This window comes from Roseateles chitinivorans, from assembly GCF_050632235.1.
Lineage (GTDB): Bacteria > Pseudomonadota > Gammaproteobacteria > Burkholderiales > Burkholderiaceae_C > Roseateles > Roseateles chitinivorans_A.
Map to the genome: position 1 here is coordinate 3815744 of NZ_CP192584.1, position 25590 is coordinate 3841333.

Consider the following 25590-nt stretch of genomic DNA (forward strand, 5'->3'; position numbering starts at 1 on the left):
CCGTGATCGTGCCCGCCTCGAAGCTGGCCGCGGCCAAGCCGGCCCCCGTCGACGCCACGCCCGCGAAGCCGCCGGTGGCCGCCGCGGTGACGCCGCCAGCACCGCCCGTGGCGCCGCCGGTCGCGCCTCCCGTCACGCCGCCGCCCGTCGTGGCGGAGGCCGAGGAGTCCGAATTCGGCGCCTCCGAATTCGCCGAGACCATCCTCGATCCCGACGCCGTCGCCGCGGTGGCGGCGCTGCGCGCGATGCCGCCGGTGCCCGATCCCAAGCCGTCCACCGGCACGCTGCCGGGCGGCTCGCTCGCCGCCAAGGTCGCCAGCAACGAGGCGCCCGTGCGCCAGGTCGGCCGCTTCCAGGTGCTGGACCGCATCGGCCGCGGCGGCATGGCCAGCGTGTTCAAGGCCCACGACCCCAGCATCGGCCGTGACGTCGCCATCAAGTTCCTGCACGCCTCGCTGTGCGAGGACGAGGAATACCACGCCCGCTTCCTGCGCGAGGCCCGCGCCTCCGGCAGCCTGTCGCACCCCAACATCGTCACCGTGCACGACGTGGGCGAGGTCGACGGCCGGCCCTACATGGCCATGGAGCTGCTGGACGGCGAGCCGCTGGCCGACCTGCTCGAGCCCGGCGCGCCGCTGCCCATCCGCGACACCGTCGTGATGGCCATCCAGCTGGCGCGCGCGCTCGACTACGCGCACAAGCGCGGCATCGTCCACCGCGACATCAAGCCCGGCAACATCGCCCGCGTGCGCGGCACGCTCGACATCAAGGTGATGGACTTCGGCATCGCCCACATGGAGTCGACCAAGGGGGAGCAGCGCACCCGCGTCGGCGACGTGCTCGGCACGCCGCAATACATGGCCCCCGAGCAGATGAACGGGGAGAAGATCGACGGCCGCTCGGACCTGTTCTCGGTCGGCATCGTGCTGTACCAGATGCTCACCGGCGTGCGCCCGTTCACCGGCGACAGCGTGGTGAACCTGGCGCTCAAGATCGCCAAGGACGATCCGACGCCGCTGAACAAGCTGCGTCCGGAGATCCCGGCGTCGCTGCGCCGCGTCGTCGACCGCTGCCTGGCCAAGGCGCCGGACAACCGCTTCCAGACCGGTGCCGAACTCGCCGATTCGCTGGTCAAGGTGCTCGGCGAGATCGACGAGGAGGCCCGCAACAAGGGCCGCGCCAAGCTGATCCCGCTGCGCGTGAAGTGGGCCGCGATGATGGCCGGCATCGTCGCCATCGTGATGGCGGTCAGCGGCTCCATCATCAGCCAGCGCCAGAACGCCGCGCTGATGCAGCAGGTGGCCGACTACGGCACCGCGCTGTCGCGCTTCATCGGCGCGCAGAACGCCACCGCGGCGCTCGGCGAGGACTGGGTCTCCGTCGACGTCTCGCTGCAGGAGATCATGAAGACGGGCGACTTCGAGAGCGTCAGCGTGATCGACCGGGCCGGCGTGGTCGCGGCGTCCAGCCTGCCCGAGACCGTCGGCAAGCCCTACCAGGCGCCGCCCGGCGAAGTCCTGGGCGAGCAGGGCGCCGTCAAGCGCACGCGGTACCACGCGGCCGGCGGCGCGGCGATCCTCGGCTTCGATTCGCCGATCACCTTCCAGGACAAGACCGTCGGGCGCGTCGCGCTCGGCCTGCCGGAGCGCCCGCTGGAGAGCGTCGCGCGGCTGTCGCGCACGCTGATGGCGGTGCTGGCGGTGACGACGGTGCTGGCGGTGGCGATCGCGATGTTCTTCGTCGCCAACTGGTTCTCGCGACCCATCAAGCTGGTGGTGGAAGCGCTCGACGAGATCGGCCGCGGCCGCGTCGACTTCCGCATCCGCGAGCAGCGCAAGGACGAATTCGGCCTGCTCTACGCCGCCTTCGACCGCATGGCGCAGGCGCTGCAGGACAAGCAGGCGCTGGCGGCCTCCGCCGCGAAGGCCGAGGCGCCGACGACGATCGGACGCCGCTCGGGCGCGCTGGCCGCGGCCCGGCAGCAGGCCGCTCAGGCGGCTCAGGCTGAACCGAAGCCTGAGCAGAAACCCGAGGCCAAGGCGCCGGTCGCCGCCGCGCCTTCGGACGAGCAGACGCAGCCCGCGCCGCCAGTCCCGCCATCGACGCCGGGAGCCGCCTGATGTCCGTGTTGAATGGATTCATGCGCCACGGCATCGGTGCCCCTCGGGGTGACGCCCTCTTCCCGCAAGCGGGAGAGGGAGTCCGGCCGCGTCGTCCGAGGTTTGGCGACGTTGTCATGGCGGGCGCTGTCGTCGCCGCGGTGCTCGCGCTGACCGGCTGCGTCACGACGCCGACCGCGACGCCGCCGCTGAACGAGCCCGCGCCGGTCAAGGCGCCGTCGGCGACCGCCAACGGCGAGATCGTCGCGCGCAGCGACCGCCTGCTGATCTACGTGCCCGTGGCCGGTGAATCGCTGCGCGGCATCGCCGGCCGGCTGCTGGGCAGCGAGGACCGCGACTGGCAGATCAGCGAGGCCAACAGCGGCGTCACCAAGGCCGAGCCCGGCCAGCCGCTGATCGTGCCGCTCAAGCCGATGAGCCCACTGGGCGTGCGCTCGGGCCAGCTCCAGACGGTGCCCATCCTCTGCTACCACCGGCTCGGCACGGTGGGCGGGAAGATGGCCGTCTCGCAGGGCAACTTCGCCGCCCAGATGGAATGGCTGGCGAAGAACGACTACCGCGTCGTCAAGCTGTCGCAGCTCGCGGGCTACCTCGACGGCAAGGAGCCGCTGCCGCCCAAGGCGGTGGTGATCACCTTCGACGACGGCTACGAATCGGTCTACAAGCTCGCCTATCCCGTGCTGCGCAAGCTCGGCCTGCCGGCGACGATGTTCGTCTACACCGACTTCGTCGGCGCGGGCGGCGACGCGGTGAGCTGGACGCAGCTGGCGGAGATGCAGTCCTCGGGGCTGATGGACATCCAGTCGCACTCCAAGTCGCACCGCAACCTGATCGAGCGCACGACCGGCGAGAACGAGGAGCGCTACAAGCGCAACCTCGACACCGAGACCGCGGGGCCGCGCGACCTGATCGAGCAGAAGCTCGGCGCCGCCGGCCACCAGGTGCGCCATTACGCCTATCCCTACGGCGACGCCAACGAACTGGTGCTGGACACGCTCGCGCGCCAGAAGTACACGCTGGCGGTGACCGTCAACCCGGGCGGCAACGCCTTCTACGCGCAGCCGCTGATGCTGCGCCGCACGATGATCTTCGGCGACCACGACCTCGAGGCCTTCAAGGCCCGGCTGCAGACCAGCCGACGTATCGGACCGACCCCATGAGAGCCGTCGTTGCACTGGCCCTCGTGATGGCGGCCGCGCTGTCGGCCTGTACCGGCGGCCCCGGCGCGCTGCGCAATCCGGAAGGGGCGGCGGGCGCGCCGCCGTCGGCGTTCGAGCTGGCGCAGGTCCAGCGCGCCCAGGAGCAGGGGAAGGACGGCCAGCTGGCCGACGCCGCCTGGACCTGGGAGGCGCTGACGGTCCTGCGCCCGGACAACGCCGGCTACCGCGACAGCCTGGCCGCGACGCGGCAGCAGATCGATGCCGGCGTCACCGAGCGCCTGGACAAGGCCAAGGCCGCGCACAAGCGCGGCGACCTGGACGGCGCGACCACGCAGTACCTGTCGGCCCTGTCGCTGCAACCGGACAACGAGGCGGCCGCCGATGCGCTGCGCGCGCTCGAGAAGGAGCGCAACCAGAAGAGCTACCTCGGCAAGCCGGCCCGCGTGACGCTGCGCAAGGCGGCGCCGGCACCGGTGGCGGCCAAGCCGGCGGCGCCCGCGAAGGCGCAGGCATCGACCTCCGGCGCTCCGGCGAAGGAGCCGGCCCCGGCCGTCGCGGCCGGCCCTGACCGCAACGAGCTGGAGCACATCGCCATGCTGTCCGCGCAGGGCGAGGTCGACGAGCCGATCCGGCTGCTGGAGAAGCGTGCGCCGCAGGACCGCAACGACCCGTCGGCCAAGCGGCTGCTGGCCGACCTCTACGTGCGCAAGGCCGAGAAGCTCGCGACGATCGACCGGTCCGGCGCGATCACGGTGCTGCAGAAGTGCCTGCGCGTGGACCCGAAGAACGCACGCGCGACGGCCATGATGCGGCAGCTGATCGACGAGTCGGCGGCGAAGTCGTCCGCGCCGGCGCCCGCTGCCGCGGCGACGGCGAAGAACAAGGTCGACAAGAAGTGACGGCATGAGCCGCCACGGCGACGGAAAACGACGGGGCCTCGGCCCCGTTTTTCATGGGCGTCATCCGCGTACGGGCGGGCGCTCGGGCGCTCCGCTCAGAACGTGACCTTCACCGACGCCGCGCTGCGCCTGGCCTCGCCGTGGAAGACGGCCTCGATGTTGTTGCCGTCGGGGTCCAGCACGAACGCCGCGTAGTAGCCGGGGTGGTAGGGCCGCTCGCCCGGGGCGCCGTTGTCGGTGCCGCCGTTGGCCAGCGCGGTCTTGTAAAAGGCGTCCACCGCCGCGCGGTCGCTGGCCTGGAAGGCCAGGTGGTGCCGCCCGGTCAGATGGCCCTGCGCGGCCTGGCTGTCCGCAGTCGACACGAACAGCTCGTCCGCCCAGAAGTAGTCGTCGCCGGAGCCGCCGATCGGCACGCCCAGCGGCGGCAGGATCGCCTCGTAGAACTTCCGGCTCGCGGGCAGATCCCGCACGACGAGCTGGAGGTGGTCGATGAGGCGTCCGCGATGCAGTTCCTGCGTTTCCATGGGGCTCTCCTTGAAGACGTCGGGCGCGCATCGTCCGGACGCGCGCCCTCGTGAAAGGGATGGGGCAAGCCGCGTTCTTATCCGCCTGCGACGCCCCTGCCGTTCGTTTTTCCTGCGCGGTCCTTCGGCCTCGCCCCCGGAGTCCGGGACAGCGCAGAAGCGTCACGGGCCCCGCGTTTGCTCGCGCCATCGTTCTCGTGCTTCGCACGTCTCCGAAGGCATCCATTTCATGAAACCGCTCCTCCTTGCCGCACTCTTCTGGGCCGTCGTGCCCCAGGCGCAGGCGCAATTCAATCCGCCCGCCGGGCCGGAACAGAACATCGACATCCATGCCGGCAACGCGACCGACAGCCGCTCCAACCACGGCACGCCGGGATGGCTGAACGCGTCGGCGAGCGAGCACGGGGTCGACGCCTCCGGCAATGCCTTCAGTGCCTCCGCGTCGGCCTCGACCCGGATGGGACCGGGCCGCCTGTCGGGCAGCCTCGCCACCAGCATCATGGGCAGCGGCACCGCGACGACCTCGCTGACGGCGTATCAGACCGATGCGCTGACCTTCACGCGCAACGACGGCAACTTCGACAACGAGCTGATCGTCCACTACAACATCGTGATCGCCGGCGGCACGTCGGCGGCCACGACCGGCAACGGCGGCGGCACGCAGGCGGGATCGCTGGACTGGACCTTCGTCCACCAGCTCGACGGCTTCTACACGACCGCCTGGCAGAGCACCACCACGCTGGCCCACGATGGCAGCGTCGTCACCGACAACCAGTGGAACAGCAGCCCGATCGGCGACGTCTACGCGGTCTACAGCTTCTCCGCGGCGATCTTCGCGGGTCATGCGACCACCATGGACCTGTACCTGGAGATGAACAGCCGCCTGAACGCGGCGCTCCCGTCGGCGACGGCCACGATGGCCGCCAACGCGCCGACGATCTACTGGGGCGGGATCTCCCAGGTCACCGACTGGAACGGCAACGTCATCGACTACTCGGTGGCTTCGGCGTCGGGCTTCAACTACACGCTGTCGGCGCTGGCCTCGCCGGCGCCGGAACCCTCGACCTGGGCGCTGCTGATCGTCGGCGTGGCGGCACTGGGCCTGCGCGGACGCGCCATCTCGCGGATGCGTCGCGGCGAGGTCGGCTCCGCCGCCAGCATGGTCTGAACGCGGCCGCCGGCCTGCGCGACGAGCGGCTCGATCAACGCCGCCTCCGGCAGGTTGGCCCAGTAGCGACGCGGCATCTCGCGCGCCATCATCGCGACCTTCAGACGCGCGGGATTGAAGATGCTGCGGTAGTAGGTCAGCCAGAGTTCCGCCCCCGCGTCCGGCGGCGGCGAGTCCTCGCGACGGCCGCCGGGACCGACCTCCAGCGACACGCCGTCCCAGGACACCGAGCAGCGCGGTGACAGGATCGCCCAGCGCAGGTTGGCGAAGCGCCGCGCGAAGAACGGCGCCGCAGCCTCGAGCGTGTGGTGCGTCGGCTCGAACCACGCGACGAGGCGCTGGCCGTCGTCCTCCTCGACGGGCACGAAACGGACGAACGCATGGGTCTTGTGGATCTCGTGCCGGACCTCGCGTTCGAGTTGCTCGGCGCGGCGGCGGTCCGCGTCGAGCGTATCGCGCCAGTAGCCCGGCTCGGTCTTCAGGCGGAAGAGCATCCGGTACAACAGCGTGAACCGCTGAGGTTCGGCGTGGAGCAGGGCGGAGCGGCACAGCGACAGGAAGGACGCCGGGACGGTGAACGCGGCTGCCGCGCCTTGCTCCTCCTGCGGGCCCTGCATGCTCCGGGTGTCCTGGCCGGACCGTCTTCCGACGCAGGCGGGCCCGTCCTCGCTCGTGTCGTCCCCGCTCTCGTCGTCCCCGACCGGATCGTCCGCCCATAGTCCTCGGTCTTCATCACCCGTGCACCAGACCACGTCGTCCGGAGAGATGCCGAGGACCATCAGCCGCTTCGCCGCCTGGCGGAACCCGTCGAGATCGATGGGGCCGTCGAGCTGGACGCGGACCATCAGAACAGCCCCATCTGAGCCGGCACGGCGACCGCGGGCGACCTCGCCGCGATCGCCGCGATCGCCCCGTCGAGGGCCTGCGTCGTGCTCGTCGGACCGGGCCGGTGGCCGTCGATGATCACGAACGGCAGCACCTTGCGCGTGGGCAGCTTCAGCTGCCGCAGATCCTCGGCGCGCAGGCGGCGGACGCGGCGCGCCGCCAGCAGCTTGTCCACCGAGCCGACGCCGAGTCCCGGCACCCGCAGCAGCATCTCGCGCGGCGCGTGGTTGAGGTCGACCGGGAAACGCTCCGGATGCGCGAGCGCCCAGGCGTGCTTCGGATCGACGTCGAGCCGCAGCAGGCCGGTGCCGTCGTCGACGATCTCCTCGTGGTCGAAGCCGTAGAAGCGCATCAGCCAGTCGGCCTGGTAGAGGCGGTGTTCGCGCACCAGCGGCGGCGCCTTCAACGGCAAGCTTCGCGGCGCGTCGGGGATCGGGCTGAAGGCCGAGTAGTAGACGCGCCGCATCCGGAAGCGGCCGTACAGCGCGGCGCTGCTGCGCAGGATGCTGCGGTCGTCGCTGGCGTCGGCGCCGACGATCATCTGCGTGCTCTGGCCGGCGGGCGCGAAGCGCGGCGGCCGGGCAGGGCGCGCGGCGGCGCCCGGCAGCACGCGGATCGGCGCCTCGGCGACGGCCTTCTGCGCCGCCTTCGCATCGTCGATGTGCAGCCTCAGCCGGCCCATCGACCGATGGATCGCGGCGGTGTCCTTTTCCGGCGCCAGGTCCTTCAGTCCCTCGTCGGTCGGCAGCTCCACGTTGATGCTGAGCCGGTCGGCATACCGGCCGGCCCGCCGCAGCAGCTCCTCGCTGGCATCGGGGATCGTCTTCAGGTGGATGTAGCCGCGGAAGTCGTGTTCCTCGCGCAACACCTGCGCGACGCGCACGACCTGCTCCATCGTGAAGTCCGGGCTCTTGATGATGCCGCTGCTGAGGAAGAGGCCCTCGATCGTGTTGCGCCGGTAGAAGTCGAGCGTCAGCGCGACGACTTCCTCGACGCTGAACTTCGCGCGCGCCACGTTGCTCGACGAGCGGTTCACGCAGTACAGGCAGTCGTACTGGCAATGGTTGGTCAGCAGGATCTTCAGCAGCGAGATGCAGCGGCCGTCGGGCGCGTAGCTGTGGCAGATGCCCATGCCCTCGGTCGAGCCGATGCCGGTGCCGCCGCGGGAGTCGCGCTTGTCCGTGCCGCTGGACGCGCAGGACGCGTCGTACTTGGCGGCATCCGCGAGGATGGCGAGCTTGCGGGAGAGGTCCATGAACTGCCGGAAAGATTGAATACTGTATGAATATACAGTTTCTGCAGCAGGGGACGGTCAGTGGCCTTGTGCGATGTCCGTGGATTCCGCCGGGGCGCGCCGCGTGGTGCGCCTCGTCCACCCCATCCACGTCGCCGACGCCGTGAATCCGCCCAGGCGCGCCATGAAGCGTTCCAAGGCCACGGCCAGGCCGATGCTGGCGATGACCGCCGGGACGTACACGACGAAGGTCCACGCCTGCGACGGACCCAGCAGTGCGCGGTAGAGCGCCACCGTGCCGAGCACGACGAACATGTGGCTCAGGTAGAGCTCGTAGCTGAGTCGGCCCATGCGCGCGAGCCCGTTCAATCCGGCGCGCGGCGCCGGGGGCTGCGCCCGGAACGCGATCAGCATCGCGCAGGTCCCCAGGCACAGGCCGTACATGCCGCTCTTGAAGAGATGGCGATGGACGAGGTCTCCCCAGCCGATCACCAGCAGCACGCAGAAGCCGCCGAAGAGCGCGAGCGCCCGGGCGTCGCGCGCGCCGGGCTTCCAGCGGCGGGCGGCGAGGGCGGCCAGCACGCCCCAGGCGATGGCGGACATGCCGGGCAGGTAGGCCTTCTCCCACCAGACCTCGTTGCTGACGGGCACCAGCGACCGCAACGGCATCAGGCTCAGCGCCAGGACCGCGAGCGCCACGATGAGCAAGGGGCGCGGCAGCGCCAGGCACAGCAGCGGGAAACCGACGTAGAAGACCTCCTCGATGGACAGCGACCACAGCACGTCCCACGCGGCCGGCGCCCAGCCGGTCCGGCCTTCGTACCAATTGAAGGTGAAGGTCAGCGCCGAGCCCAGCAGGCCGCCCAGTGACTGCCTCGACGACGGTGCGAAATCCGGGACGCCGAGCGCGGCCAGCAGCGTCAGGACGGTCAGCACGACCAGCAGCAAGGGGGCGATGCGGCGCACACGGGCCAGGTAGAAGCCGCGAAGATCGACGCGCCGGAGATCGCCGTGGTGCTCGAGGAGTCGCGTCGTGATCAGGAAACCCGAGATCACGAAGAACATGAACACCGCCTCGTAGCCGTTGAAGCTGACGGCGTCGGTCAGGCGCCGGGGCGCCCAGGCCCCGAGCAGGCTGGGCGCCAGCGGCAGCCGGAACGGCAGCGCCAGGTGGTGCACGACCACCAGCAGGATGGCCACGCCGCGCAGGCAGTCGATGGCGAAGTTGCGCGGGGGGCGGGCGTCCATGGGCGTGAGCGTCGTGAAGGGGCGGCGATCGTAGCGGGCGCGGGCCGTCCGGCGGCGCTGCGGTCGGGTTACGCGCGTTACCCGGCGGAAGCTCCGGAACAGGGATCCGGAACAACGATCAGGCGCAGGGCGACGGTGCACAAAAGCGAAGAGGCGCCGGGGCGCCTCTTTCGCAGGGGATCAGCAGGGACCGGGCAGGCCGATCACGCGGGTCACTTCAACTGGTCGGCCTTCGCCTTCAGCGTGACCGCCTTCTGGCGTTCCAGCTTGGCGAGTTCGTTGTCCGGATCGAGCTGCAGCACGTTGTCCCAGCCCTTGATCGCGCCGGCCAGGTCCTGCTTGGCGAACGCGGTGCGCGCGTTCAGCGTGGCCTTGGCGATCTGCTTCTTGCGGACGGCCTCGATCTTGGCGCCGGCGCCCGGCTGATCGGCGGCCTCGGCGCGGCGGTACTCCTCCAGCGCCTTGTCGAAACGGCCCGCCCGGTCGTGGGCATCGCCGGCGCGCATGGCCTTCTCGCCGGGCGAGAGTTCCGGCGGAGGCGGCGGTGCGGGCGGCGCGGCCGGTGTCGGGGCGGCAGCCACCGTCGTCGTGGCCGGGGGCGTCGGCGCCTGCGCGGCGGCGGCCGCCGCAGCCGCGGCGTTCGCCTTCGGATCGGGCCTGGCCGACGGGCGCGGGTACAGCGGACCCGCCGGCGGCTTGCCGGGGATGCGCAGCACCTGGCCGCCCGACACCTGGCGCGGCACGCGGATGTCGTTGTAGCGGGCCAGGATGTAGAACGAATAGATGTCGCCCATGAAGCGGCCCGCGATCCGCGACAGCGTGTCGCTGGACTGCACCGTGTAGGCGAAGGATTCGCGGCCCAGCTGCTGCACCGGATCGACCGTGATCTGGCGCATCAGGTTGTTGGCCAGCTTGTTGGCCGGATCCAGCTGCAGCGCGCGCTGCAGCTCGTTGCGGGCCTGGTCTTCCTGGCCCGCCTCCAGCAGCTCGATCGCCTGCATGGCGGTCTTCTGCGACAGCGCCTGCTCGGCCGCGGTCGGCGGCACGGGCTCGGGCGGGGGAGGCGGAGGCGGCGGCGGCGCCGTCACCACCGGTTCGGGCGGCGGCGGCGGCGGCTTCGGCGTGACGCAGGCCGCGAGCGCGACGCTCAGCAGCAGGGCCGTGCCAACGGACAGGGTGGAATGACCACGGCCCCGCGCCGCTTGCGCGGTCGGGGTCAGGGAGATCGGAGCGTCGGAACGGAGAGTGGTCGACATCGGCATCACGTCGGAATTCGAGCGGGGTGCAGTATGAAACAGCGACAAGCCCCTCTCAGGTGACTTTCGTTCATTGAAGCGAGACCATTGTCACGCAAACATCCCATGCCAGTCTCCCGAGGTCCCAAAGGCAAGCCACATGACCCTCACCCTGCGCGCGGTGTCGCTCAACGACCTGCCCTTGACGCAGCCCATCACCGCGCGATTCGACGCCACCGGGGGGACCATCGGTCGCGCCGACAACAACACCATGGCGCTGCCCGACCCGGAGCGCCACATCTCGCGCCAGCAGGCCGAGATCAGCGCGGACGCCGGTGGTTACATCATCCGCAACGTCGGCAGCGCCAACCCGATCACCGTCGCGGGCCAGCCGGTGGGCCAGGGCCAGTCCGTGCCGCTGCGCCATCTGGACCAGGTCCGCATCGGCGGCTACCTGCTGGAAGTGCAGAGCGAGGCCAGCGCCGACAACGGCGCGACGGTCATCCGCCGCGCGCCCGACCTGAGCCGCCCCTCGACGCTCGGACCTTCGCCGGCACCGGCGCCGGCCGCCTTGTCGAGTTCCAATCCGTTCGCCGACCTGTTCGGCGGCGCGGCGCCATCGCCCGACGTCTTCAGCACGTCGCCAGCGCCCGCGCCACACGTCTCGGCCTTCGCGGCGCCGCCGGTCCAGGCCCCGCCGCCCGCGCCGGCCGGTCCGATGATGCTGCCGGACGACTTCGATCCGTTCGCGCCGCCGCCTCCGCCCCGTGCCACCGCCACGCCGGCGACGTCGGGCGCCGGCGGCATCCCGTCGTCCTTCGACCCGTTCGGCGGGCTGGACCTGGCCCCGCCACCCGCAGCGCCGCCGCCGGCGGCACGCAATGACGACCTCGGCTTCGGCGGCGCCTTCGCCGACCTGGTGCCGGGCGACAACAACCGTTCGCTGGACGACCTCTTCGGTCTGCAGCCCGCCGGCAGCGACCCGCTGGCCGGTTTCATGGCCGGCGCGTCCCAGCCGGGCGATGCGCTGCGCGACTCGGTGGCGTCGGACCCGCTGGCGCTGTTCGGCGCCGCGGCGCCGGCGACCCACACCGAGCCCCAGACCCCCGCGTTGCCCGACCACACGTCGGCATTGAATTCGGCCTTCCGGCCGCCGGAGGTCCGGACGCCACTGCCGCCGGTTCAACCGCCCGCGGCCGCCGTCCCGCCGGTCCCGCCGACGGCGGCGCCTGCCGTTGTCGCGCCGGTCCTGCCGCCCGCGATGCCGCCTGTCGTGCCAGCGGTGGCGGCTCCGCCACTGGCAGTCGTGCCGCCGCCCCAGGTGCCCCCTACGTGCCGCCACCCGCGCCGACCGTGGCCGCCGTGCCGGCGGCGCCCGTCGCCCCGGGTCAGGCCGCCGACACGGCCGCGCTCTGGCAGGCCTTCTGCGAGGGCGCCGGCATCCGCATGGCCGCGCCGCCGCAGGGCTTGAACCCCGACCTGATGCGGGTCATCGGGTCGCTGCTGAACGCCTCGGTGGACGGCGCGCTGCGCATGATGGCCGTGCGCGCCGCGACGAAACACGAGCTACGCGCGCAGGTGACGGTGATCCGCTCGCGTGAAAACAATCCGCTGAAGTTCTCGCCCGACGCGCAATCGGCGCTCGAGCAGCTGCTGCAGCCGCCGGTGCGCGGTTTCCTGCCCGGACCCGCGGCGATGCAGGATGCGATGCGGGACCTGGTCGGCCACACGATCGGCACGATGGCCGGCACGCGCGCCGCGCTGGAGGGCGTGCTCACGCGCTTCCAGCCCAAGGCGCTGGAGGCCAAGCTCACGAGCCGCTCGGTGCTGGACAGCGTCCTGGCGATGAACCGCAAGGCCAAGCTCTGGGAGCTTTACCTGCAACACTTCGAGTCCATCCGGGACGAGGCGCAGGAAGACTTCCACACGCTGTTCGGCAAGGCCTTCCTGGAGGCCTATGAAGATCAACTCGAGCGCCTGAGCCAGCATGGGCAGGGCGCCGCGCCGTCGTCACAACAACAAGCACAGCAGAGCGGGGCCTGAGCCCCGCCTTTGTCCTACACGTCGTTCACACCATGCTCAAGATCAGGGTTGCCGCCTGCAGCGAACAAGGCGCGCGCAACAACAACGAAGACGCCATCGTGGCGCACGAGAACGGCCCCGGCTGGTATGCCGTGCTGGCCGACGGCGCCGGTGGCCACCGCAACGGGGCGGAGGCCGCGCGCCGGGCCGTGCACCGCATGCAGACCAGCCTGGGCGACGCGACGCTGCCGTGGCGTCCCGAACTGCTGACCGGCGCGGTGCTGGCCGCGCACGACGACGTCCGTCGCGGCGTCGAGGGCACCGGCCGCGACCGCATGCACACGACGCTGGTCGCGCTGTGCGTCGACGCGCAGCGCAACTTCGCGCTGTGGACGCACGTGGGCGACTCGCGCCTGTACCGCATCCGCGGCGGCCAGATCGACACGATCACGCAGGACGACAGCGTCGTGCAGATGCTGATCGAGGCCGGCCTGCTGACGCCCGAGCAGGCGGAGGACCATCCGCACAAGAACCACCTCGTGGCCGCGCTCGGCATCGAGGACGACCTGAACCCGCACACGACCTCGCCGCAGCCGCTGCAGGACGGGGACGTCTTCCTGCTGTGCAGCGACGGCTGGTGGGGCAGCGCGGGCGACACGCTGATCCACGACACCCTGGGGGCGGCGGCGTCGCCGGACGACTGGCTGGCGGCGATGCGCGCGGTGATCGAGGAACGGCGGCTGCCGGATCAGGACAACTTCAGCGCGATCGCGCTGTGGGTGGGTGAGCCGGTCCTGGCGGCAGTGGCGCAGACGCCGGCGGACGAAGCCGGCACCGCGGTGCAGGAGTCGGCTGTGGACTCCGGTCCGATCCCTCTGGAAGAGGAAGAAGAGGACGACTCGACGCGGCGCATGCCGCTCTGAGCGTCACCGCCGCGGCGCGGCGGCCGGGGACGATGCGGGGCCAGGTCTTGCGGCCGGCCACCGCGTCGGCGACGCCACGAACGCGCTCAACCGCTGCGCGGTCTTCGACAGCGCCGCGGCCGTCTCCAGGTTGCTCTGCGCGACCTGTTCCGCATCGGCGGTCGCGCGGCCGACATCGGTCAGCGCGACTTCCAGCTGGCGCCCCGCGCTGGACTGCTGGTGCGTGGCCATCTTGATCTCCTTGCTCGCGATGTCCGACGCGGCCACGCGTTCGGAGATCAGCGTGAACATGGCCTCCGCTTCCGAGAACAGCGACGAGTTCGCCGCCACCGCCTTCACGCCGGCTTCGGTCGACATGATGGTGGCGTTGGAGACGTTGCGGATGGAATCGAGCTGGCGCCGGATGTCCACCGCGTCGGCGCGCACCTTCTCGGCCAGGCGGCGGATCTCGTCGGCGACCACGCGGAAGCGTTCGCCGGCATCGCCCGCGCCGTAGGCCTCGATCGTGGCGTTGATGGCCAGGATGTTGGTGCGCTCCGCCAGCTCCTCGATGGCGCCGAGCACGGTCGCGGCGCCCTGGACCTCCTTGCCCAGCGTCGTCATCTGCGTGACGACCCTGTCGATCTGCTGGCTCAGCCCGACCGTGGCCTCGCGCGCGCGGGCCATCGCCAGGCTGCCGGCGCTGGCGGCGCGCGTGCTGGCCGAGGCCATCTCCTCGACTTCGGTCGAGCGCTGCGCGATCTGGTTGGCGGCCGCCTGGACCTCGTGCATCGTGGCCGTGAGCTCGACGGCGGCGGAGGAGGTCTGCTTCGTCGCGCCGGCCTGCTTCAGCGAGGAGGCTTCCAGTTCGCGGGCGCGGGCCGCCACGTCCACGGCGGAGGCGCCCACCATCTGCATCAGCAGCCGCTGGAGGACCAGGCCGGTGACGGCGACGATCAACAGACCGAGCGCCGTGCCGCCGAGGCCGATGCCCTTGACCAGCCGCGTGGTCTGGCCCATCTCCGCCGAACGGGCCACCAGGTGCTCGACCTCGTCGTTCTCCATGGTGTTGAAACGCTCGCGCAGACGCTCCATGCGCTGGCGGACCTGGTTGACCTTGGGGGAGCGGGTGACCTCTTCCAGCGTCATCGTCTGGCGGTCGGCGATGCGCTCGCGGAACAGCGCGAGCAGCGCCGCGATGTCCTTTTCCGTGTTGTCCATGTCCACGGTCCGCGACCGCCACGCGGGCGTCACGCGGATCTCCGCCATCTCGGCGTTGATCTCGGCCGTCGACTTGTCGAGTGCCGTCAGGTAGGCCGTGTCCTTGGTCAGCATGAAACCGCGTTGCGCGGCTTCCGCCTCGGCAACGTCGTTCAGCAGCTCGGCCAGGATGCGCAGACCCTGGTGGCTCTGCGTCACGCCGTCGGCCGCCGCCTCCATGAGGTAGGCACTCCGCATGGCGACGGCGCCCACGCCGCACAGCACGAGCGCGGCCAGCAGGAATCCCAGCGCGAGGCTGCGTCCGAATGTCTTCATGTGCCTGTTCTCCCTGGGACGCAATGTCGCACACGTGAGAAGGTTGGTCATGTGGCGCTCACCGCCGGAGCCACCGGCTGGCCCGCGTCATCAGAACTGATGACGAACCTGCGGGCAGACGGGCTCGTCTGCTTGCCGGTGTTGGAACGCTATGCCATCGTCGTGCTTATATCTTGCGCGCGCGTGGAGGGCGTCCGATGGCTTCAATAGAAATCGCCTGCGTCAGTTGGATTGATATCGAAAACATCCCTCAGCCCGCGTTCTATAAACCGATATTCGATTGGGAAAGCGCGGTTGCCCTGGGGCTTCGCGCGACTTCCAATCCTCGTCCGACAGGACCTTTCGTCAGGGCGAGCACGATTGCGAAAAAACATTACCGCGGACTCTCAGCTTCTCGGCTTGTGAAAACGGCGGAGGGCGCGGTTTTTCGAGAGGTCGGCGGCGATCTCAGCGATCCTGGGTACACGCCGCCCTTTGATGCGCAGATTCTTGGTGTCAACTATTCCGTGGAAAAGATGACGGCGCTGGTGGCATGGCTCACAACAGACAAGGAGTTCCACGAGGGGGAGAAGCACCAGCAATCGTCGATTGTTTCAGGCAAGCTCCATCGCCATTCAGTCTTGGCCGATGACATTCACAGACATGGTGGGAATGATTTTAGGGTGATAGTTAACGCGCTGTTGAAATTTAGGGCAGGGCGGTATACGGACGAGGTGGGTATCGAGAAAGCAGGCTCGAAGTTTCATGTCCCCTGGGTTTGGCATGAGTTTGCCTTGGTGGAGTTGGGGAAATACAACTACAAGTTCTTTGGCCGGGCATCCAGATTTCCGAGCCACAAATGGTATATCGCGGGGCAGGAGGTCGGTTATGTGCCGCAGATGGCCGTTCTGGCCTCGCCGGGTGATCCGATGCTAAGAGCGGGATTGCCTAAGGACGTTCCAATCGAACTGGTGTCGTCCCAATGTGATGGACCGGTCGGCAAACACCCCAATGCACTGGCACCTGGTGAATTGATCGTGTTCAACGCAACGTCACTTATAAGAAGTGCGATGTAGCTGACATCTAGGGCGTTTCCCCGATGCTTGGCAAAGCGAACGCCTCAAATTCGATTTCGCCGCCCGGCTCACAGCGTCAGCTCGACTTCTTCGTCAGCAACGCCGCAAACGCCTCGACATAAGGCAGCCCCGGCCCCCAGCGCATGTGGACCTGCTCGCCGGGCTCGGGGTTGGGCGACCACACCGTGCAGCCGGCCAGGCGCTCCAGCAGCTCGCCCGCCGCCAGCATCGGCACCGCCGCCGTGAGCAGGCTCGCCGGCGCGGTGTAGCTGACCCATTGCACCGCGTTCTCCGGCGCGGGCAGGGTCGCGGCGTGGCTGGCCGGCCAGGGCGGGGCCGCGGCCAGCGCGGCCTCCAGCGAGTTCACGGTCGCCGTGTCGTCCAGCGTGCGCATGGCCGCGTTGGCCAGCACCGTGTACCAGCGGTCCAGGTGATCCAGCCCGGCGCGGTCCACCGGCGGCTGCGTGCGCGGCTGCGCGATCACCAGCGGGAAGTAGCGGCCGACGTTGTCGCAGCTGGCCATCAGCACGCCGAACCACCACTTCATGTCGACGACGCCCGGCGCCCAGGCGAAGCGCAGCACCGGGGCGGTCAGGTAGGTGTCGAGCCAGCGTGGGCCGAGCGTCTTCGGCAGGTCCTGCATCATCCCGGACAGCCAGGTGTCGCAATGCTGCACGCAATGTTGCGGCAGCCGCCGCTGGGCGAAGTCGCCCAGCGCGGCGACCTTGCCGTACCAGCCGGGCACGGCATCGCCGGCGGCATTCAGGGCTTCGGGCAGCGCGCTCATGGTCGGGTTCTCCTGATGCGGTTCACAGGCCGCCCGGGCAGCGGAACTCGTTGAGCTCCGGCAGCCGGAACGGGTTGCGGACGCTGCTGGCGGTGACTTCGAAGACCGCCTTGCGGCCCTCGATCTCGAAGGTGGCCTTGAAGCGCTCGGGCGCGCTGGTCTTCTCGATCTTGACGCGGTCGAACAGCCGGAACAGCGCCCACGGTCCGTCGTTGACCAGGCCCGAGGAGCCGCTCGCGCTGACCGGGCTCAGCTGCACCCGCACCTGCGAGCTGCCGCGCGGTCCCGGCCACTGCACCGAGGTCGGGATCTGCGGGCCGTGGCTGTAGCGCACGATCTGGCCGTCCACGTCCAGGATGAACTGCTGGATCGTGGTGTCCATCTCGATCGGCTTGAAGTCCAGCCGCAGCGACGGCGTGGCGCTGCCGGGGAAGAAGGTCTCCTTGATCGCCTGCGCGCGCTGGAACTGCGGCAGCGTGCCGACGTCGCCGCCCAGCGGCGTGCCCTCGACCGCGCGGAACTTCCACGGCCGCGTCGTCGTGTCGACGTAGGGCGCGAGCTTCTGCTGGAACAGCTGGTCGATCTTGCCGCCGGGGCCGAACAGCATGGCGAAGTCCGCCTGCGTCGCGTCGCGCGACGAGTTGCGGTCCAGCGGGTAACGTCCGGCCACGGCCTGGTTGCAGAACTCGCCGACCTGGGAGCGCACCTCCATGCCGAGGTTCTGGCGCATCGCGCCCTGCGAGACGCGGGCGCTGCTGCTGCCGAGGTCGTCGAGCATCGTGCGCAGCGGCTCGGGGCTCATCGCGGCGGCGGCCTTGAGGCGCGTCGGCACCGGCGACGGCGGCGGGGCGCTGCCGCCCTTGAGCGCCGAATCGGCGGCCGTCAGCATGATGTTGGCCTCGGCGATCAGGCCGACGGTCTCGTCCAGCGGCGCCTTGCCGCCGCCGGGCGGGGCCGTGACCATGCTGCGCAGGCCCACGAAGCGGTCGTCGACGATGTTCTCGATGCGCGGCGCGTTCGGGTCCGCCGGGTTCTGCTGACCCGGCTTGCCGGAGAAGATGCCCGCCACCTTTTCGCGTGTCTGCTGCACCAGGTCCGCGGCGCGGCGCTCGGCGTTCTCGATCGCGTTGCCGGGTTGCGCCAGCGTGGTCTCCCGCGAGGCCGCCCGCAGGAACGGCCCCAGCGGGCTGTCCGGCGCGGACAGCATGCGCGAGCGCTCCACCGACTGCGGCACCGTGGCCATCGGCAGCAGCTTCACGCTGTTGAGGAAGGACTCCCACGAGGCCGCGTAGTCGTTCAGGTAGAGCCGGCGGACGTCGTCGACCAGCGGCGCGTTGGCGCGTACGAGGTCCTGCGGATTCTTCGGCGCGGCGGCGACGCCGAGCACCCAGGGCTCTTCCGCCGCCAGTTCGTCCGCGACCTGGCCGACGCGGGGCTGGAAGCCGCGCAGGTAGGCGTCGCGGGTGAAGAAGCCCGGCACGCCCTGCGTCAGCGGCGCGCCATTGGCCCGCGTGAACAGCAGCGGCGCGTTGTGGCCGCCGGCGCGCGCGACGGTGAAGTCGGGGTACTCGCTGCCCAGGCCCTGCGCGCGCAGCCGGTTGTAGATCCGCTGCGGCAGCGGCTGCGTCGCGAGCTGCGTGCGCACCGAGGTCAGCAGCGAGGCGTCCTCCGGCAGCGGCGAGGCGATGCCGCCCTGCGACAGCAGCGCGTCCAGGTGGGCGCCGAGCGCTGCGCGCTGGTCGGGCGTGAGCTCGCGGCGCGTGGTCTCCCAGTCGCTTTCGATGTGCTGCTTCAACGCCGGGGCATCGAAGTGCTGCGGGTCGTGCAGCATCACGTAGGCCTTGAGCGCCTCGTACAGCGTGACGGGCGTCGCCGCGCCCTGGCGCAGCTGTTCCTCGATGCGCAGCACCAGGCGCGGCAGCACCGCGTCGCCCAGCATCCGCTGGTAGGACGCCCGCGCGGCGCTGTCGAGCTTCTTGCCCTGGAACAGGCCCAGGCGCATCGTCCACGGCACGTGGTCGTCGACCGCGGCCAGCGCGCGCGTGGCCTGCAGCGCGGGCAGGATCGGCAGCAGGTCGGCGCTCGCGCGGTTGGGCGTGGCCTGCAGCAGCTCGCGGACCTGGTCCGCGCGGGCCGAGGTCTGCTCCAGGTACTTCTTGTTGTTGAAGTAGCTGACGGTCCAGGCCGTGAGCAGGCCGATGCCGGCGATCGCGACCACCGCGTACCCGCCCAGCGCCAGCGCGTTGCGGCGGCGTTCCCAGCCGCGATGCGTGCCGCCGAGGCCGGCTTCGGCGAAGACGACTTCGCTCAGCAGGCGGTTCAGGAAGTAGCTGCGACCGCTGGCCTGGTTGGGCGCCAGCACCGCGTTCTCGATCTGGTAGCTGCGCGCGACCGAGCCGAGCACGCGGTCGATCGGCGTGCCTTCCTGCGTGCCGCTGACGAAGTACACGCCGCGCAGCAGCGGCTGCGCCTCGTAGGGGAGGGCGCGAAGACGCCCTCGGCGAACTCGGCCAGCAGGCCGCGCAGGCTGGCGAACTGCGCCGGGAAGCCGTAGATGCGGGCGCGGCGCTGCGGATCGCGCTCGGCCTGGAGCCGGTCGATCAGGCCGTTCTGCAAACGCTGCTCGAGGGCGTCGAACTCCGCGCCGTAGCCGGCCAGCGGCGAGGTGCTGCTGCGCGGGAAGGTGAAGCCCCACGGCGCCGCGCGCTGGTCCTTGTCGGCCGTGGCGAAGTAGTCCATGAAGCCCGACAGCAGGTCGGCCTTGGTGACCAGCAGGTAGACCGGGAAGCGGATGTCCAGGTCCTTCTGCAGTTCCTGCACGCGGGCGCGCACGGTCGCGGCATGCTGGGCGCGCTCCGACGGGCTGCGCGACAGCAGGTCGGTGACCGACACCGTCACCAGCGCGCCGTTGATCGGCTGGCGCGGGCGCGAGCGGCGCAGCATCTGCAGGAAACCGCTCCAGGTCGCCTTGTCGTTGGTGGGATCGCTGTCCTGCGTCGTGAAGCGGCCGGCGGTGTCGATCAGCACGGCCTGGTCGGTGAACCACCAGTCGCAGTGCCGCGTGCCGCCGACGCCGCGGATCGCGTGGTCGCCCATCTGGTCGGCCAGCGGGAAGTTCAGCCCGCTGTGACGCAGCGCCGTGGTCTTGCCCGAACCGGGCGCGCCGATGATCAGGTACCAGGGCAGCTCATAGAGATAACGGCCACCGAAGCGAGACCGCAGCTTGGCGCCGAACCCTGCCGAGCCTTCCGCGCCGAAGCGCGAGCGCTGCAGCATCTGCAGCGCCTGGCGGAAACGCTCGCGCACGGCCAGCATGTCGGCGGTCTCGCGCTCGGGCGCGTCCCCGGCGGGCTGCTGCAGCAGCTGGTTCACGACGGCGCTGTTGCCCTGCTTGGCGCGCCAGCGGCTCCAGGCGATGCACAGCGCGACGATCAGCACGAGCACGCCGATCGTGATCCAGCGCGAGCGTTCGGTGTCGAGCGGGCGTGCCTCGCCGACGGCCACCAGCGGGCCGACGATCCAGATCAGCAGCGCGACGGCGAGCACCAGCACCGCCAGGAGCACCCAGCGGTTGAAAATCCATCCCAGGACGCGTTTCATCGGGAAGCTCCGCGCGCCGGCGCTTCAGGCGCCCGGCCATTGACCATCAGACTGACTTCGACGCGCCGGTTCAGCGCGCGGTTGGCGGGCGTGTCGTTCGGCGCGACCGGCTCGGCCTCGGCGCGGCCCTCGGCGCGGATGCGCTCGGGCGCGACGCGGCGCGCGATCAGCAGTTCGCGCACGGTGTTCGCGCGCTCCTCGGACAGGTGCCAGTTGGACGGGAAACGCGCCGTGCGGATCGGCGTGTTGTCGCTGTGGCCGGTCACCAGCACGGTGCCCTGGACCTGCGTCAGCGCGTCGGCGATGCGTCCCATGAGCGCTTCGCGCTCCGGCACGATCGTCGCGCTGGCCGGGGCGAACAGGCCGTCGCCGCGGATGATCACGACGCTGCGGTCGACCTCGTCGCGGACCGTGACCAGGTTGGCCTTGATGTCGGCTTGCAGGAACTGAGCCAGCCGCGGCTTGGCCGGCGGCGGCGGGGGCGCGACCACGGGCGGCGACAGGCGCAGGCCCTGGATCTGACCGAACACCGGGTCGGAGCGCTCCGCCAGCGACAGCGTCAGCGACAGGTAGACGCCGACCAGCAGCAGCGCCGTCAGCGCCGCGGTCGCCGCCAGCGGCAGCCAGCCGATGTGGCGGCGCTGCGTGATGGCCTCGACCTGCCAGTGCTGCGCCAGCGCCGCGGGATAGTCGCCGCGCTGCTGCTTGAGGATCTGCGCGAGGCGGTCACGCACCGCCTCCAGCTGCGCCGGACCGTTGTCGATCACGCGGTAGCGACCGGCGAAACCCAGCGTCAACGCGGCGTAGATCAGTTCGAGCAGGTCGCGGTTGGCCTCGGGCTTCTCGGCCAGACGGGCCATCAGCTGGAAGACCTTCTCGCCGCCCCAAGTCTCGTTGTGGAACATCGACAGCAGGCTGTGACGCGCCCAGACGCCGGAACCGCCCCACGGGGTGTCGGCGCAGGCCTCGTCGATCATCGTGCAGAGCACGTAGCGCGTGGCCATGACGCGCTCCGGCGGGATGCCGGCGGCGGCCGCGCGGGCCGCGAAGTCGCGGATGCCCTGCGCGAGGTTGTTGCGCAGCACCGCGACGTCGTCCACGCGGCGCGTCGCCCGCAGTTGCGGCACCAGCAGCAGCAGCGGGTTGGCCAGCGTCAGCAACGGGTTCAGCCCGGCGGCCGGCGGAGCGGCGTCGGGCTGCACGGAGTCGGGTGACGGCGAGGCACCGCGCGGCGCCTGCGCGCCACCCGGACGGGGCTTGATGAAGGTGCGCTGATCGTCGAAGCCTGCGAACGGATCGTTGAGCGCGGAGGGGTCCATGCCGGCTCCCGGAGGTTACTTGTCTTGAATCGGTGGAGGAGGGGGACGGGGCCTGGTGTCGCCGCGGACGGCGGTCACTGACGGATGGCCCAGAGCTCCAGTTCCAGTCCGGGGAAATCGCCGGCCACGTGCAGCGCCAGGCTGCCGCTGCGCTCGAGCTGCTTCCAGAGGTCGCCGCCGCGGTCCAGCTCGAAATAGTGGAAGCCCGCGTGGAACGGCAGCTGGCGCGGCGCCACCGGCAGCGCGCGCAGGCTGATGCCGGGCAGCTGCAGGTTGACGAGGTCGCGGATGCGGTCCACCGGGCCGAGCTTGGATTGCGCGGGGAAGCGCTGGCGCAGCTGTTCCGCCGCCACCTGCGCGTTGACCGCGATGACGAAGCTCGCGCTGCGCAGCAGGTCGGCGTCGGGGACGATGGCGGTGCGCACGCCGTGGGTGCGCTCGGTCAGGTCGATCTGCAGCGCGTTGCGCTCCAGCACGACGCTGAGCATGCGGCGCAGGTCCTCGAGCAGCGGGGCGAAGCTGCCGCGCAGGTCGTCGTGGCGATACAGCGGGTATTCGGACGCCAGCCGGGAGTCGCTGACGAAGGTGGCCATGTCGCCGGCCAGTTGCAGGCAGTCGCGGTGCAGCGTTTCCGGATGCACGTGCGGGGAGGCCGCGTGCTGGCGGAACAGCGGGTCGGCGCGGTTCAGCGCCTGCAGCATCAGGAAGTCCGCGAGTTCGGACACGCCGTTGCCGAGCTGGCCCATGCGCGACGACAGCAGCTGCGCGCGCTGGCGCACCAGCCCGTGCAGCAGCGAGGCCATGGCGGACAGGTGGCCGCTGGCGTCGATGCGGGTCTGCGGCGGGATGTAGCTGCGGTCCAGCACCAGCTGCTGGTCGGCGCGGCGCTCCGCGATGCGGGCCACGCCGAGCGCGGCATAGGCGTCGTTGAGCTCGCGGGCGGGCAGCAGGCGCAAGGTCAGCGCGCCGGTCTGGACGGGTTCGGGTTCGTCGCCGGCGCTGGTCTGGTCGCGCAGGTCCTGGTCGACGACGTGATAGCGGTGCAGCTCGCCGGCATCGTGGCCGTTGAAGGCGACCTGGTCGGTGCCCGGGCGGGCGATCGGCGCGGCCAGGACGACCATGTCGCCCTTCAGGTCCGCCGGCACTTCCAGGGGCGCCATCGCGGCGTCCGCCTGCGGGATCTGGAACGGGGTGCCGTCGGGCAGCACGCCGCTCGCGCGCACGATGCCCAGCCGGCCGACGCTCAGCAGCGCCTCGTCGAGGACCAGTTCGGTGAAGCCCCAGCCGTGCGGCGCCAGGGCGCGGGCGCGGCTGTCCACCAGGTGCTCGAGGTAGCGCGTCTCCTGCTGGAAATGGTGCGGCAGCAGGAACATGCCCTGCGACCAGATGACCTTGCTGTGCCAGCTCACGGCAGCCTGACCGTCGCGCTCACCGACAGCTCGTCGGCCTGGATCAGGATCTCCTGCTTCCTGCCGACGACGACCGGCACCACCGCGCGCCAGCGCGCACGCTCCAGGTCGCGGTAGGCGGCGAAGACCGCGACGAAGCGCGTCTCGGGCGACAGCGTCTTCTTCGTCCACGGACGCGCTTCGCCGGGCTGCAGCGTCATCTCCTCGCGGGAAACGAGCTCGGTGCCCAGTTCGGTCTGGTCCTTCTGGTACAGGCTGACGAAGTCGGCCGCATTGAAGCCGACGTCCGATTTCAGCTCATACACCCGCACCAGCAGCGGGGACGGGCGCTTGGTGACGCTCGGGTTCACCTGGGCCGAGGCCTGGATGCTGCCCTTGGTCACCTCCGTCGGCTTGTCCGAACTGGAGAACGGGTTGATCTTGTCGAGGGACGAGCAGCCCCCCAAGGCGCCCAGGGCGAGCAACGCCCCCAAGGCCAACGGGGCCGCGACGGCGGCCCTGCGAGTGAGGGAGAGGGGGTTTTGGTGTCCCGAACGCGGCGTGAGCATCTGGTTGTCCTTCTTGACCTGAAGAAAGGATAGCCAGCGGGGGGCGCTCGGGGTGGTGACTTAGGTAATCGGGCGGCCTCGGCGAGAGCGCTCCTTTGGAGGTACGGGCGTTGGCCGGGGAGGCTACTCCGGAGGTCGGGGCGTTGGCCGCCAGGTCGCAGGGCCCTGGCGTCAAGCGCCAGAACCCCGCGACCAGCCGTCCCCAACCACCACCGTACTTCAACGGTTTTGCGACCGAGGACGGTGGGAGAGGGGAACGGGAGGTTCGCTGGTCAGGCCATGGCGCCGACCCGGAACTGGCTGACCAGCTTCGCCAGTTGCTGGGCCTGGCCGTTGAGGCTTTCGGCGGCGGCGGCGCTTTCCTCCACCAGGGCCGCGTTCTGCTGAGTGACCTGGTCCAGGTGGGTGACGGCGTCGCCGACCTGCTGGATGCCGCCGTTCTGCTCCTGCGTGGCGGCGGAGATCTCGCGGATCAGGGTGTCGACCTGGCCGACCTGCGCCACCACCCGTTGCATGACCTCGCCGGCGCTCTGCGCCTGGCGCGCGCCGGTGTCCACACGCTGGGTGCTGGCCTGGATCAGGTCCTTGATCTCCTTGGCCGCAGCCGCCGAACGCTGCGCCAGCGCGCGCACCTCGGACGCCACGACCGCGAAGCCGCGACCCTGCTCGCCGGCCCGGGCCGCTTCGACGGCGGCGTTCAAGGCAAGGATATTGGTCTGGAAGGCGATGCCGTCGATCGTGCCGATGATGTCGCCGATGCGGCGCGAGGCGTCGCTGATGCCCTGCATGGTCTCGACCAGGGCGCTGACGGCATGACCGCCTTCGCCGGCGGCCCCCGAGGCGTCAGCGGCCATGCGGCTGGCCTGGCCCGCGGACTGGGCGTTCTGGGCCACGGAACTGGTCAGTTCCTCCATCGAGGCCGCCGTCTGCTGCAGGCTGCTGGCTTGCGTCTCGGTGCGGGAACTCAGATCGGCGTTGCCCTGGGCGATCTCCTTGGAGCCGTTGGCGATGCTCTCGCTGCTGTCGCGCACCTGGCCGACCAGGCGACCGAGCTGTTCCACCATGCGCCCCATGGCGCGCAGGAGGTCCGCGGGCTCGTCACGGCCTTCGGCATGGATCTGCACGGTGAGGTCGCCGGCGGCGACGTCCTCGGTCGCGCGGACGGCCTGGGCGATCGGGGTGGTGATGGAACGCGTGACCTGCAGTGCCAGGGTGATGCCGATCGCCAGCGCGACGGCCACGACGCCCAGCGTCACGCGCAGGCCGTTGGCATAGGAGGTGGCCGCATCCTTGGCGGCCTGGTCACCGCCGTCGCGGTTGTAGGCCACGTCGAGGTCGACGGCCTTGGCGAGTGCGGTGAACAGGGCGGAGGAGCGCCCGCCGGCCAGCTTGCGGGCTGTCTCATGCTGCGCCTCGCCGCCGGCGATGGCGCGTTGCATCTCGGTGTCGGCGTCGAGGTAGGCCTTCCACGCGTCGCGGATCTGGCCGTAGAGCTGCCGTTCCTTGTCGCCGCTGATGGACGGCTCGTATGCGCCGGCGGCCTTGTCGAACGCTTGGACCGAGGCGTCGTGCTGCTTCACGAGCGCGGCGCGCGCGCCCTCGTCGATCTCCAGCGCGCCGCGCAGCGACAGGCGGCGCGTCTCGTTGGCCGCAGCCTGCATGTCGGCCAGCTTGGCGACGCTGGGCAGCCAGTTGGTGTTCAGGTCCTGCACGTTGTCATTGATGCGGCGCATCTGCTGGATGCCGAACGCAGCGATGAAACACAGCAGCACCAGCACGGCGGCGAAAGCCAGCGCCAGGCGTTTGCCGATGCGGAAGTTGCGGAGGATGGACATGGTCGTGACCGGGGGAGGCCGGGTGTTACGAGAGGTGTACCGAGGTTGCGCCCGACAGCCTTCAGAAACCTGTCCGTGAGGGGCCCCTGAACGGGGCGTGAGGA

18 protein-coding genes and 2 pseudogenes are annotated in these 25590 nt (G+C 70.6%); 8 read left to right on the forward strand and 12 right to left on the reverse strand.

Annotated elements, in window-relative coordinates:
• Positions 1–2: 2 nt before the first annotated feature.
• The 3 genes from ACQ859_RS17525 (at position 3) to ACQ859_RS17535 (ending at position 4179) form a co-directional block, all read left to right on the forward strand.
• Positions 3–2120, forward strand: coding sequence for a protein kinase domain-containing protein (locus ACQ859_RS17525; protein WP_431261991.1), 2118 nt, complete (start codon positions 3–5; stop codon positions 2118–2120).
• A gap of 116 nt (positions 2121–2236) precedes the next feature.
• Entirely contained in the window at positions 2237–3280 is a 1044-nt protein-coding gene (locus tag ACQ859_RS17530) for a polysaccharide deacetylase family protein (protein ID WP_431261992.1), read from the forward strand.
• Positions 3277–4179 carry a hypothetical protein gene (locus ACQ859_RS17535; protein WP_431261993.1) on the forward strand — a complete coding sequence of 301 codons (903 nt, stop codon included), beginning with the start codon at positions 3277–3279 and terminating at the stop codon, positions 4177–4179. The genes ACQ859_RS17530 and ACQ859_RS17535 overlap by 4 nt, the downstream gene beginning before the upstream one ends.
• A 95-nt stretch (positions 4180–4274) precedes the next feature.
• Here ACQ859_RS17535 and ACQ859_RS17540 read toward each other — a convergent pair whose 3' ends face one another.
• Positions 4275–4703 (reverse strand): VOC family protein, encoded by a 429-nt coding sequence (locus ACQ859_RS17540; protein WP_431261994.1) that lies wholly within the window; start codon positions 4701–4703, stop codon positions 4275–4277.
• A 916-nt stretch (positions 4704–5619) separates the two neighbouring features.
• Here ACQ859_RS17540 and ACQ859_RS17545 point away from each other — a divergent pair.
• A pseudogene (locus tag ACQ859_RS17545) lies at positions 5620–5787 on the forward strand (hypothetical protein); the annotation flags it as partial.
• Here ACQ859_RS17545 and ACQ859_RS17550 read toward each other — a convergent pair.
• The 4 genes from ACQ859_RS17550 to ACQ859_RS17565 all read right to left on the reverse strand — a co-directional run bounded on the left by ACQ859_RS17550 (position 5724) and on the right by ACQ859_RS17565 (position 10494).
• Positions 5724–6716: a TIGR03915 family putative DNA repair protein gene (locus ACQ859_RS17550; protein WP_431261995.1), complete on the reverse strand. Its 993-nt coding sequence runs from the start codon at positions 6714–6716 to the stop codon at positions 5724–5726. The pseudogene ACQ859_RS17545 and the gene ACQ859_RS17550 overlap by 64 nt on opposite strands.
• Positions 6716–8011 carry a putative DNA modification/repair radical SAM protein gene (locus ACQ859_RS17555; RefSeq protein ID WP_431261996.1) on the reverse strand — a complete coding sequence of 432 codons (1296 nt, stop codon included), beginning with the start codon at positions 8009–8011 and terminating at the stop codon, positions 6716–6718. Before ACQ859_RS17555 ends, ACQ859_RS17550 begins: the two co-directional genes overlap by 1 nt.
• A 57-nt stretch (positions 8012–8068) precedes the next feature.
• A complete protein-coding gene (locus tag ACQ859_RS17560) occupies positions 8069–9238 on the reverse strand; it encodes an acyltransferase family protein (protein WP_431261997.1) in 1170 nt (389 codons plus the stop codon).
• Positions 9239–9450: 212 nt separating this feature from the next.
• Entirely contained in the window at positions 9451–10494 is a 1044-nt protein-coding gene (locus ACQ859_RS17565; protein WP_431261998.1) for a LysM peptidoglycan-binding domain-containing protein, read from the reverse strand.
• A 139-nt stretch (positions 10495–10633) separates the two neighbouring features.
• Here ACQ859_RS17565 and ACQ859_RS17570 point away from each other — a divergent pair, with 139 nt between their 5' ends.
• Genes ACQ859_RS17570 through ACQ859_RS17580 form a run of 3 tightly spaced genes read left to right on the forward strand, consistent with a single transcriptional unit; the run spans position 10634 to position 13418 of the window.
• Entirely contained in the window at positions 10634–11944 is a 1311-nt protein-coding gene (locus tag ACQ859_RS17570; protein WP_431261999.1) for an FHA domain-containing protein, read from the forward strand.
• Positions 11836–12516: a type VI secretion system-associated FHA domain protein TagH gene (gene tagH, locus ACQ859_RS17575; protein WP_431266582.1), complete on the forward strand. Its 681-nt coding sequence runs from the start codon at positions 11836–11838 to the stop codon at positions 12514–12516. Before ACQ859_RS17570 ends, tagH begins: the two co-directional genes overlap by 109 nt.
• A gap of 32 nt (positions 12517–12548) precedes the next feature.
• Positions 12549–13418: a PP2C family protein-serine/threonine phosphatase gene (locus ACQ859_RS17580; protein WP_431262000.1), complete on the forward strand. Its 870-nt coding sequence runs from the start codon at positions 12549–12551 to the stop codon at positions 13416–13418.
• Positions 13419–13421: 3 nt separating this feature from the next.
• Here the strand turns inward: ACQ859_RS17580 and ACQ859_RS17585 are convergent, their stop codons facing one another.
• A complete protein-coding gene (locus ACQ859_RS17585; RefSeq protein ID WP_431262001.1) occupies positions 13422–14933 on the reverse strand; it encodes a HAMP domain-containing methyl-accepting chemotaxis protein in 1512 nt (503 codons plus the stop codon).
• Between the two features lie 197 nt (positions 14934–15130).
• Between ACQ859_RS17585 and ACQ859_RS17590 the strand changes: the two genes are divergently transcribed.
• On the forward strand, positions 15131–15988 hold the full coding sequence (locus tag ACQ859_RS17590; RefSeq protein WP_431262002.1) for a hypothetical protein: 858 nt from the start codon (positions 15131–15133) through the stop codon (positions 15986–15988).
• Positions 15989–16064: 76 nt separating this feature from the next.
• Here the strand turns inward: ACQ859_RS17590 and tagF are convergent, their stop codons facing one another.
• The 6 genes and pseudogenes from tagF to ACQ859_RS17620 form a co-directional block, all read right to left on the reverse strand.
• On the reverse strand, positions 16065–16775 hold the full coding sequence (tagF, locus tag ACQ859_RS17595) for a type VI secretion system-associated protein TagF (RefSeq protein ID WP_431262003.1): 711 nt from the start codon (positions 16773–16775) through the stop codon (positions 16065–16067).
• A gap of 22 nt (positions 16776–16797) precedes the next feature.
• Positions 16798–20375 (reverse strand): annotated as a pseudogene (gene tssM / locus ACQ859_RS17600) (type VI secretion system membrane subunit TssM).
• Positions 20372–21694: a DotU family type VI secretion system protein gene (locus ACQ859_RS17605; RefSeq protein WP_431262004.1), complete on the reverse strand. Its 1323-nt coding sequence runs from the start codon at positions 21692–21694 to the stop codon at positions 20372–20374. Before ACQ859_RS17605 ends, tssM begins: the two are co-directional and overlap by 4 nt.
• 74 nt (positions 21695–21768) lie before the next feature.
• Positions 21769–23103 carry a type VI secretion system baseplate subunit TssK gene (gene tssK, locus ACQ859_RS17610; RefSeq protein WP_431262005.1) on the reverse strand — a complete coding sequence of 445 codons (1335 nt, stop codon included), beginning with the start codon at positions 23101–23103 and terminating at the stop codon, positions 21769–21771.
• Positions 23100–23576 (reverse strand): type VI secretion system lipoprotein TssJ, encoded by a 477-nt coding sequence (tssJ, locus tag ACQ859_RS17615; protein WP_431262006.1) that lies wholly within the window; start codon positions 23574–23576, stop codon positions 23100–23102. Before tssJ ends, tssK begins: the two co-directional genes overlap by 4 nt.
• Before the next feature lie 347 nt (positions 23577–23923).
• Positions 23924–25486, reverse strand: a complete 1563-nt coding sequence (locus ACQ859_RS17620; protein ID WP_431262007.1) for a methyl-accepting chemotaxis protein — start codon at positions 25484–25486, stop codon at positions 23924–23926.
• Positions 25487–25590 lie beyond the last annotated feature (104 nt).

Coding starts and splice junctions, on each gene's coding strand:
- ACQ859_RS17530 (WP_431261992.1), top strand. CDS start 2,237: ATGGCGGGCGCTGTCGTCGCCGCGGTGCTCGCGCTGACCGGCTGCGTC.
- ACQ859_RS17535 (WP_431261993.1), top strand. CDS start 3,277: ATGAGAGCCGTCGTTGCACTGGCCCTCGTGATGGCGGCCGCGCTGTCG.
- ACQ859_RS17540 (WP_431261994.1), bottom strand. CDS start 4,703: ATGGAAACGCAGGAACTGCATCGCGGACGCCTCATCGACCACCTCCAG.
- ACQ859_RS17550 (WP_431261995.1), bottom strand. CDS start 6,716: ATGGTCCGCGTCCAGCTCGACGGCCCCATCGATCTCGACGGGTTCCGC.
- ACQ859_RS17555 (WP_431261996.1), bottom strand. CDS start 8,011: ATGGACCTCTCCCGCAAGCTCGCCATCCTCGCGGATGCCGCCAAGTAC.
- ACQ859_RS17560 (WP_431261997.1), bottom strand. CDS start 9,238: ATGGACGCCCGCCCCCCGCGCAACTTCGCCATCGACTGCCTGCGCGGC.
- ACQ859_RS17565 (WP_431261998.1), bottom strand. CDS start 10,494: ATGTCGACCACTCTCCGTTCCGACGCTCCGATCTCCCTGACCCCGACC.
- ACQ859_RS17570 (WP_431261999.1), top strand. CDS start 10,634: ATGACCCTCACCCTGCGCGCGGTGTCGCTCAACGACCTGCCCTTGACG.
- ACQ859_RS17580 (WP_431262000.1), top strand. CDS start 12,549: ATGCTCAAGATCAGGGTTGCCGCCTGCAGCGAACAAGGCGCGCGCAAC.
- ACQ859_RS17585 (WP_431262001.1), bottom strand. CDS start 14,933: ATGAAGACATTCGGACGCAGCCTCGCGCTGGGATTCCTGCTGGCCGCG.
- ACQ859_RS17590 (WP_431262002.1), top strand. CDS start 15,131: ATGGCTTCAATAGAAATCGCCTGCGTCAGTTGGATTGATATCGAAAAC.
- tagF (WP_431262003.1), bottom strand. CDS start 16,775: ATGAGCGCGCTGCCCGAAGCCCTGAATGCCGCCGGCGATGCCGTGCCC.
- ACQ859_RS17605 (WP_431262004.1), bottom strand. CDS start 21,694: ATGGACCCCTCCGCGCTCAACGATCCGTTCGCAGGCTTCGACGATCAG.
- ACQ859_RS17620 (WP_431262007.1), bottom strand. CDS start 25,486: ATGTCCATCCTCCGCAACTTCCGCATCGGCAAACGCCTGGCGCTGGCT.